Raw genomic sequence first — 9,106 nt, forward strand, 5'->3', positions numbered from 1 at the left:
GCTGCTGGCCGATCGGGTGTTGATCGCCGAGCCGTGGGACATCGGTTCCGACGGCTATCAGCTCGGTAATTTTCCGCCGCCATTCCTCGAATGGAACGACAAGTATCGCGATGACGTCAGGCGCTTCTGGCGCGGCGACGCCGGCATGGTCGGTGCGCTGGCGACCCGGCTTGCCGGTTCGTCCGATGTGTTCGCAACGAACAGGCAAAACGCCAGTCGGACCGTCAATTTCATCGCCGCCCATGACGGAATGACGCTCGCCGATATCGTGCGCTACGAGCGCAAGCACAACGAAGCCAATGGCGAGCAGAACCGCGACGGTCACAATGAAAACCTGTCCTGGAACAGCGGCGTCGAAGGGGATGCGGACGATCCGGCCGTATGGGAGTCTCGCCAGAACGATCAGTGCGCGCTGCTCGCCACGCTGTTTGCCTCGCGCGGCACCATCATGCTGACCGCAGGCGACGAGTTCGGCCGTACCCAGCAGGGCAACAACAACGCCTATGCGCAGGACAACGAGATCACCTGGCTCGACTGGGCCGGCCGCGACCAGGCGCTGGAGCGCTACACGGCGGAACTCTCGAGGCTGCGCCGGTCGATGCCGGCGCTTTCCGACACAAGCTTCCTCACTGGCCAGCCACCGGCAGGTTCGGAGATACCGGACGTCGCATGGCTGACCGAGACAGGCGCGCCGCTCGACGAACAGAGCTGGCAGGATCCGCAGCGGTACCGCCTGGTCATGATCCTGGCCGCCGAGGATGACCGCCGTCTTGCGGTGCTTATCAACGGCGATCGCCGGGCCTGCATGTTCACCTTGCCTGAGCGAGACGGATTCTTCTGGGCTCCAGCCATCGAAGCGCCGGATGCGGCGGACAGCTCGCGACCGATATCGGGACGGGCGGTGATCTTCATGATCGAACGAGCGCAAGCCGGCACAGGGGAGAAGCGCGATGGCGGCGAGTGACAAGACCGGATGGTGGCGCGGTTGCGTCATCTACCAGATCTATCCGCGCTCCTACCAGGACACGACCGGCAACGGCAGCGGCGATCTCGCGGGTATCACGTCGAGGCTCGCCCATGTCGCCTCGCTTGGTGTCGACGCCGTCTGGCTGTCGCCTTTCTTCAAGTCGCCGATGGCCGATATGGGCTACGACGTGTCGGATTACTGCGATGTCGATCCGGTGTTCGGCACGCTCGAAGATTTCGATGCGCTGGTCGCCGAGGCGCATCGTCTCGGCCTGAAGATCGTCATCGACCAGGTGCTGTCGCATTCGTCCGACAAGCACGACTGGTTTGTCGAAAGCCGCGCCAGCCGCGATAACCCCAAGTCGGACTGGTATGTCTGGGCCGATACCAAGCCCGATGGCGGCGCGCCCAACAACTGGCTCTCGGTGTTCGGTGGCCCGGCCTGGGAATGGGATTCGACCCGCCGGCAATACTACATGCACAACTTCCTAGCCTCGCAGCCCGACCTGAATTTCCACAACCCGGAGGTCCAGGACGCGCTTCTCGACACGGTGCGCTTCTGGCTGGAGCGGGGCGTCGACGGTTTCCGGCTCGATACGGTCAATTACTATGTCCATGACCGCTGGCTGCGCAGCAATCCGCCCCTGGCGTCGAGCGTCGCCGGCACTAACAGCGAGACCAACACCTACCTCTACCAGGAGCATCTGTTCGACAAGACGCAGCCGGAAAACCTGGCGTTCCTGCGCCGCTTCAGGACGCTGCTCGATGAATATGACGACCGCGCCGCGGTCGGCGAAATCGGTGATGAAGGCCGCTCGCTGCAGACGCTCGCCGCCTACACGTCAGGCGGCGACAAGCTGCATATGTGTTACACCTTCGACCTGCTCGGTCCGCAGTTCTCGGCCGCGCATGTGCGTGGCTGCGTCGAAGCCTTCGAAGCGGCCGTTTCCGACGGCTGGGTCTGCTGGGCGTTCTCCAACCATGACGTGGTGCGCCATGTCAGCCGCTGGACAAGGCCGGGCAGCGATCCCGACGCGGTCGCAAGATTCTCGATCATGCTGTTGTCCTGCCTGCGCGGCTCGATCTGCCTCTATGAGGGCGAGGAGCTGGGCCTGGAGGAGGCGGAACTGGCCTATGAGGATCTGCGCGATCCCGTCGGCATCCGCTTCTGGCCAGGCGTCAAGGGCAGGGATGGGTGTCGCACGCCGATGGTCTGGGAGGCCGGCGCCGACAATGCGGGCTTCTCCACGGCCAGGCCGTGGCTGCCGATACCGGCCAGCCATCGCGCCCGCGCGGTCGACGTCCAGAATGCCGACACGGCCTCGGTGCTGAAGTCCTATCGGACCACGCTGGCCTTGCGCGGGGAGCATGAGGCTCTGGTATCAGGCTCGATCCGCTTTCTCGACGCCGAGGGTGACGTGCTCGCTTTCATTCGCGAGGGCGGCGGTGAAAGACTGCTCTGTGTCTTCAATTTCGCTGGAGGACCGGCCAATTGGCCGTTGCCGGGGAATATCGGAGCGGTTGTACAGCTGGATGGCACCGCGATCGTCACGACCGAGCTTTTGCTGCCAGCGCTCGGAGTCTTTTTTGGCAGGCTCGACTGATACCCGGACCGTTACTGCACCAGCACGGCACGTCCGCATGTCGCGCCGGTGACCCGGACATCGGCCTCGCCGAGATGCACGCCGAGCGTATCGAGCAGGTTGTAAAGCAATGTGTCGACTGGTGCCGTTACGGTTTTCAAAAGCGTCGTCACAGCTGGCTTCACGGTGCCGAGCAACGCCGTTATGTCAAGCCCGAGGATACCAAGCGCATTGACGGAAAGCGACAACTTGTCGACCAGTGACGTTGTCAGCGTCTGGGTAATGTCCCGTGTTGGCGTCGTCTTGATGGTTTTGGCGGCGATCTCGGTTTTGTTGAAGACCAGGTTGGTCGGGCTGACGTTGGTGATGTCGGCACCCGCCGAACCCTTCACCAGTATTAGCGGGATTTTTAACAGCAGCAGATTGAGGCTGACATCCGCGATGTTGGCGTCGGAGAACGACTGCGGGTTGCTGAAATCCGCGAAGGCGGTGGGGCTGTTATCGGCATCGCTGGCGGCAAGGTTCACCGCCGCGATGCCGGGCTTCGCGGCAATGGTAACCTTCAGGCTGTCGGGGCCGGTCGGGCAACTGATGTCGGTCAGCTTTGCTTCGGCGTAGGCCACTTCGACATTCAGCGGCAGCTTGACTGACAGCAGGCTGATACCGCCGCCCAGGTTTGGATTGCCGACGCCGACCGTGACCAGCAGCTTGATGCGCGTTTGCGCGGTGCGAACCACGGTGCCGGCTTCTCCAACCGCCAGCCACGGCGAGGATTGCGGCGGTTCGCCGATGGCGATGGCGAGCGTGGTCGACAGCACCCCCGGAATGGCGGCGCCGAGGGCGACGTCGACCTGCTTCGAACCGTTTGCCAGTCCGGCGGCGGCGGTCAGCATGCCCATCGCGCTGGCATCGACGCCAAGGCCGGCCGGCTTTTGACCGAGGCCCAACTTGCCGACGGAGCCGAGATCGATCAGATGACTGAGCGGGATCTGGACCGTACTGGTCGACTTGGAAGCGATCGTCTGCAGGGCGAACTTGGCCGTGTTGCCAAGCCCCGGCACATTGGCCATGGCCGTGGCGATTTGGCCGACGGTCGCCTTCGATGCCAGCACATCCGAATACGACACGCCGGTCAGGTTCAACTGTGTGGCAAGGCCGTCGACGAAGGAGAGCACGCTCACATCCGCGGAGAGCAGCGCGTTGTAGTCCATGACGCTGAGCGAGATGTTGCTGCCGAGAAGTCCGCCGAGAAGCGCGTTGAGGATACCGCCATCGAGGCTGGCGAGCCTCGATCCGACCGAGAACGTCGCCTGCGGCGTCATGCTGGCGATGGCTTGGGTGCCGATGACGGGGGTGGGGATCAGCGAACTCGCGAAATAGCGGGCCGGGATCTTCTTCAGGGTGACACGGACGGCATTGTAGGGTGTTACGCTGGCCTGGAAACGCTGGCCCACATTGGCACCGGATGCCACATATCGCCCGGGCGTGACCGTCACGACGGTTTTGCCGGCCGACGGCTCGATCGTCTGTCCCGAGCTTTGAACGACAACCCCTGGCATGCCGTTGTCGGTCAGCGTGGTGACAACCGCTGTGTTGACTTTGGTCATGTTCGAGGCGGCGGTGATCGCCGCCAAATCCACCATTGCCTGGGCTTCGCGGCGCTCGGTGTAGATCGAAGCTTCGTCGATGGCCACCGCGGCCAGCGCCAGCGCCACCGGCGCGCTCAATGCCGCCATGACAGTGAAGTTCGCTTTCCTGTCACTCAGCATCAACCGGGCAAGGCGGCCGATCCCATTGCACGCGTGCAGCAGCATTCAAATGCCCCCGACCCTGATCGTTGACTGACGCTTGATCGTGGTCCCGGGCATGGCTATGCCCGGGAAAAGGTTCCAGATCGGCAGGTTGCGGGCGTCGTACTGGATGGAAACCACGAACTGGCTTCCATCAGCCGTGCTGTCGTTGGCCTGGTAGGTCAACTTGCTGACATCCACGAAAGGATATCCGCCGGCATTGTTGCTGACGAAGCTGGCTACGAGCGTCTGGCGTTCGGTCTGGTTCAATCCGGCAATTGCCGTGCGGGCGGCATCCGCTGCGATCTGTTGGATCGAGTTGGCGGCGCCGAAGTATATACCATACGCAACCATTCCGAGTAGAAGGAGAATGAAAATCGGTGAAAGTAAGGCAAATTCGACCGCAGAAGTGCCCCGTTCTTCTTGAAATTTCCGCGTTAATTGACGGATTTTGGGCAATTTACTTTCTCTGTTACTCATAGCCGCCACGCGTCTGAAGTTCGAACCATATAGAAGGTACTCATAATGTAACCCCAGGTTGCTTAAGAACGCATTAAGACATTCCGGCAAACTGGCATGGCTCCGATTCGCGGTGAAAAATGGCGTCTAGGTGAAGAAACCAAGTCAAGCTTCTGGTTTCGGCTGGTGTTTCAGTGGCCACGCCATAGCTTTCGTCCGCCTTACTTTGGGTGACCCAGAGAGTCTGTTGAAATAAAAATTCTCCGCGTTAGTGTCTGGGCACGAGCCGCAGGACGGGAACCAGCGGCGCGCTCAAAGGGGTCAGATATCGACTCCAGGGCGTCAACACTTACTAGGCGCGCCAACGGCAGCGCCGACAGGGAGAACTTCATGCTGAAAAACATGCTGAAGGCGACGGTGCTCGCCACGACCATGGCGCTGGCCGCCGGCACGTTCTACACGCCGGCTTTCGCCGAGACCGTCTATAACAGAGGTAGCGCCGCCGAAGCGGAGACGGTCGATCCGCACAAGACCTCGACAGTCTACGAAGCCGATATCATACGCGACTTGTTCCAGGGCCTGGTCATGCATGACCAGAAGACGAACCTCATTCCGGGCGCGGCCGAAAGCTGGACAGTGTCCGACGACGGCACTGTCTACACCTTCAAGCTGCGCAAGGATGGCTTCTGGTCGGATGGCAGCCCGGTGACGGCGGACGATTTCGTCTATTCGTTTCGTCGGCTGGAAGATCCGGCCACCGCTGCCGAATACGCCTCGATGCTGTACCCGGTGAAGGGTGCGGAGGACGTCAACACCAAGAAGGGCAAGCCGGAAGATATGGGTGTCAAAGCGATTGACGCAAATACCCTCGAAGTCACGCTGAAGGCGCCGACGCCTTACTTCCTGGAGATGCTGACCCACCAAGCCACCTATCCGGTCAACAAGGCTTCGATCGAAAAGCTCGGCGCCGACTGGATCAAGGCGGGTAATCTCGTTTCGAACGGCGCCTATACGCTGGCCGAGTGGATTCCCAACGACCACTTGAAGCTGGTCAAGAATCCGAAATTCTGGGACGCCGCGACCGTCAAGATGGACGTCGTCAACTATATCCCGACCGAAGACCGCTCATCGGCAATGAAGCGGTTCGAGGCCGGCGAACTCGACAGCTACGGCGACCTGCCGACCGAACAGCTCGCTGACCTCAAGACCAAGTTCGGCGACCAGGTCCGCGTCGGACCTTATCTCGGCACCTATTATTATGCGATCAAGACCGACAAGGCGCCCTGGGACAATGTCGAACTGCGCAACGCCATCTCGATGGCGATCGACCGCGACTTCCTCGCTGAGAAGGTCTGGCAGAACTCGATGCTGCCTGGCTATTCGATGGTGCCTCCGGGCATCGCGGGCTACACGCCGGCAATGGCCAAATACGCCGACATGTCGCAGATCGACCGCGAGGACGCTGCCAAGAAGACCCTCGAGAAACACGGCTATACGCCCGAGCATCCATTGAAGATGGAGATCCGCTACAACACTTCGGAAAACCACAAGAACACGGCCGTCGCCATCCAGGAACAGTTGAAGCCGCTCGGCATCGACGTCTCGCTCGTCAACACCGACACCAAGACCCACTACTCCTTCCTCGAGCAGAAGGGCGACTACGACGTGGCGCGTGCCGCCTGGATCGCCGACTACAAGGATCCGGAGACCTTCCTCGGCATCACCCGCAAGGCCAGCGGCAACAACTATTCGAGCTATGTCAGCCCGGCATATGAAGCGGCCATGGACAAGGCTGCGGCTGCCGGCGGCAAGCCGGAAGAGCGCATGAAGGACCTCACTGAGGCCGAGCGCATCCTTGTCGATGACGTCGGTAACATTCCGCTTCTCTACTACAGCTTCCACGACATCGTTTCCTCGAAGCTGCATGGCTTCGACGACAATGTGATGGACATCCATCCGTCCCGCTTCATCAGCAAGGACTGATCCTTAGCTGGGCCGCCGCGCAACTCGATGCGCGGCGGTGCTGGTTTGCCATCGCATCGGCCCGGGAACCGGAATCGATTTTCGGCATGTCGGTGCGAAGATTTGAAGGCTAGGGCGCAACCGTCCAACTGGACGCGCGTTGCTCTGGGTCAAGCGGGGCACCGATGCTGCGATACGTATTACGGCGGCTTCTGACCGCCATCCCGACGCTGTTCGTCATCGTGACCATGGCGTTTTTCCTGATGCGCGTCGCGCCGGGCGGCCCATTCAACCAGGAGCGGGGGCTGAGCCCCGAGATCAGGGCCAATCTCGAAGCCCAGTTCGGCCTCAACGATCCGCTCTGGCTGCAATTCGTCCATTATCTCGGCAATCTGCTGCGCGGCAATTTCGGCCCGAGCTACAACATGCCGGACTTCACCGTCACCGAACTCTTCGCCAAGGGCCTGCCTATATCGGTTCAGCTCGGTGCCTCGGCGCTCGTCCTGGCGCTGCTGCTCGGTTGTGTGCTCGGCACCATTGCGGCGCTTAACCAGAACAAGCTTGGCGACTATACGGTGATCGCGCTGGCGACGGCCGGCAGCACCATCCCAACCTTCGTCATCGCGCCGGTGATCCAACTCCTGTTCGGGCTGACCTGGAGGCTGCTGCCGATCGGTGGGTGGGGCGATGGCGCTTTCATCAACAAGGTCGGTCCGGTGTTGACGCTCGCTCTGCCGCAGATCGCCATCGTCGCCCGGCTGATGCGTGGCTCGATGATCGAATCCTTGCGGTCCCACCACATCCGCACGGCGCGCGCGCTCGGCCTGTCCGATTGGTCGGTGGTGGTCAAGCACGCGCTGCGCGGTGCCATCCTGCCGATCGTCTCCTTCACCGGTCCGGCGGCGGCGGCATTGCTGACCGGCTCGGTCATTGTCGAGACGATCTTCTCCATTCCAGGCGTCGGCCGCTATTTCGTCGATGCCGCGCTCAATCGTGACTACACGCTGGTGATGGGAACGGTGGTGGTGATCGCCATCTTTACCATTGTCTTCAACCTGATCGTCGACGTCATGTACGCGGTCGTCGATCCGAGGGTGCGCTATGACTGACATCGCAGCCACAGCCCCCACCGTCATCGGCCGTTCGCTCTGGGGGGATGCCTGGGCGCGGCTCAAGGCCAATCGCGCCGCCATGTTCAGCCTGTACTACCTTGCCCTGATCGGTGTCGTCAGCGTGTTCGGGCCGTGGTTCGTGCCACATCAATACACCACCATCTATGCCGACTATGTGCGTATGCCGCCAAGCCTGTCAGCCTATCCGAAGGCCGACATGATCGAGACGGCGCTCACCGAAGCGATCAAGCGCATGCGGGTCGACATCAAGGAGTGGCGGCAGGAAGGCAACCAGGTCTTCGTCACCGTCAAGTCGACCAGGCCGATCGACGATCGCAACATCCGTTATCTCGACCGTTCCGATGCCTTTGACGGCACCAAGATCGAGAGCAAGTCGCCCGACGGTCTCGAAGTGACGATGAGCGCCTCGATCAAGCAGCAATATTTCCTGTTCGGCACCGACAACACCGGCCGGGATCTGTTGTCGCGCACGCTGATGGCCGGGCGCATATCGCTGGCCATCGGCCTGCTCGCGGGTGTCGTGGCGGTGGTCATCGGCGTGGTCTACGGGGCCGCTGCCGGCTTTGCCGGCGGCAAGGTCGACGAGGTGATGATGCGCATCGTCGACGTGCTCTATTCCTTGCCCTTCATCTTCTTCGTCATCATGCTGGTAGTGTTTTTCGGCCGCAACTTTGTGCTGATGTTCCTGGCGGTCGGCGCCGTGCTGTGGCTCGACATGGCGCGCATCGTGCGCGGCCAGGCGCTGTCGATCCGCCGGCAGGAATATGTCCAGGCGGCGGAAGCCATGGGTGTCGGCCAGCGCGGTATCCTGCTGCGCCACGTCATCCCCAACCTGCTCGGCCCGGTGGTGATCTACATGACGCTGCTGGTGCCTCAGGTCATCATCCTGGAAAGCTTCCTGTCGTTTCTCGGCCTCGGCGTGCAGGAGCCGATGACCAGCTGGGGCGTGCTGATCTCGGTCGGCGCCAAGAACATCGGCACCGCCAACTGGCTGCTCCTGTTTCCCGCCTTCTTCCTCGTCTCGACGCTGTTCGCGCTGAACTTCGTCGGCGACGGCCTGCGCGACGCACTGGACCCGAGAGATCGATAAGATGGGGATCGCTAAGATGGCTGCTTCCGAAACGATCCTCAGCGTCAAGGATCTGCGTGTCCGCTTCCGCACGCTCGACGGCGCAGTCGAGGCGGTGAAGGGCATCAGCATCCACGTCAATGC

Annotated in this window: 6 protein-coding genes and 1 pseudogene; 5 read left to right on the top strand and 2 right to left on the bottom strand. The window is 61.7% G+C overall.

The features are described 5' to 3' along the window. A pseudogene (locus EN750_RS07950) lies at positions 1-964 on the top strand (glycogen debranching enzyme GlgX); the annotation flags it as partial. Beyond that, a complete protein-coding gene (locus EN750_RS07955; protein WP_127396101.1) occupies positions 951-2,570 on the top strand; it encodes an alpha-glucosidase family protein in 1,620 nt (539 codons plus the stop codon). The pseudogene EN750_RS07950 and the gene EN750_RS07955, both read left to right, overlap by 14 nt. 11 nt (positions 2,571-2,581) lie before the next feature. Here EN750_RS07955 and EN750_RS07960 read toward each other — a convergent pair whose 3' ends face one another. Then, positions 2,582-4,363, bottom strand: coding sequence for a TadG family pilus assembly protein (locus EN750_RS07960; RefSeq protein WP_127396102.1), 1,782 nt, complete (start codon positions 4,361-4,363; stop codon positions 2,582-2,584). Then, complete coding sequence (locus tag EN750_RS07965; RefSeq protein ID WP_127396103.1) at positions 4,364-4,798, bottom strand: TadE/TadG family type IV pilus assembly protein; 435 nt, start codon at positions 4,796-4,798, stop codon at positions 4,364-4,366. Positions 4,799-5,188: 390 nt separating this feature from the next. Between EN750_RS07965 and EN750_RS07970 the strand changes: the two genes are divergently transcribed. The 3 genes from EN750_RS07970 to EN750_RS07980 all read left to right on the top strand — a co-directional run bounded on the left by EN750_RS07970 (position 5,189) and on the right by EN750_RS07980 (position 8,983). Then, complete coding sequence (locus tag EN750_RS07970; RefSeq protein WP_127396104.1) at positions 5,189-6,781, top strand: peptide ABC transporter substrate-binding protein; 1,593 nt, start codon at positions 5,189-5,191, stop codon at positions 6,779-6,781. Positions 6,782-6,945: 164 nt separating this feature from the next. Further along, positions 6,946-7,869, top strand: coding sequence for an ABC transporter permease subunit (locus EN750_RS07975; protein ID WP_127322904.1), 924 nt, complete (start codon positions 6,946-6,948; stop codon positions 7,867-7,869). Then, entirely contained in the window at positions 7,862-8,983 is a 1,122-nt protein-coding gene (locus EN750_RS07980; RefSeq protein WP_127267925.1) for an ABC transporter permease subunit, read from the top strand. Before EN750_RS07975 ends, EN750_RS07980 begins: the two co-directional genes overlap by 8 nt. Positions 8,984-9,106: the final 123 nt, after the last annotated feature.

Source organism: Mesorhizobium sp. M7A.F.Ca.ET.027.03.2.1 (assembly GCF_003999175.1).
GTDB lineage: Bacteria > Pseudomonadota > Alphaproteobacteria > Rhizobiales > Rhizobiaceae > Mesorhizobium.

Excerpts from the sequence above, each read along its gene's own strand:
- EN750_RS07955 (WP_127396101.1), top strand. The coding sequence starts at position 951 with ATGGCGGCGAGTGACAAGACCGGATGGTGGCGCGGTTGCGTCATCTAC.
- EN750_RS07960 (WP_127396102.1), bottom strand. The coding sequence starts at position 4,363 with ATGCTGCTGCACGCGTGCAATGGGATCGGCCGCCTTGCCCGGTTGATG.
- EN750_RS07970 (WP_127396104.1), top strand. The coding sequence starts at position 5,189 with ATGCTGAAAAACATGCTGAAGGCGACGGTGCTCGCCACGACCATGGCG.
- EN750_RS07975 (WP_127322904.1), top strand. The coding sequence starts at position 6,946 with ATGCTGCGATACGTATTACGGCGGCTTCTGACCGCCATCCCGACGCTG.
- EN750_RS07980 (WP_127267925.1), top strand. The coding sequence starts at position 7,862 with ATGACTGACATCGCAGCCACAGCCCCCACCGTCATCGGCCGTTCGCTC.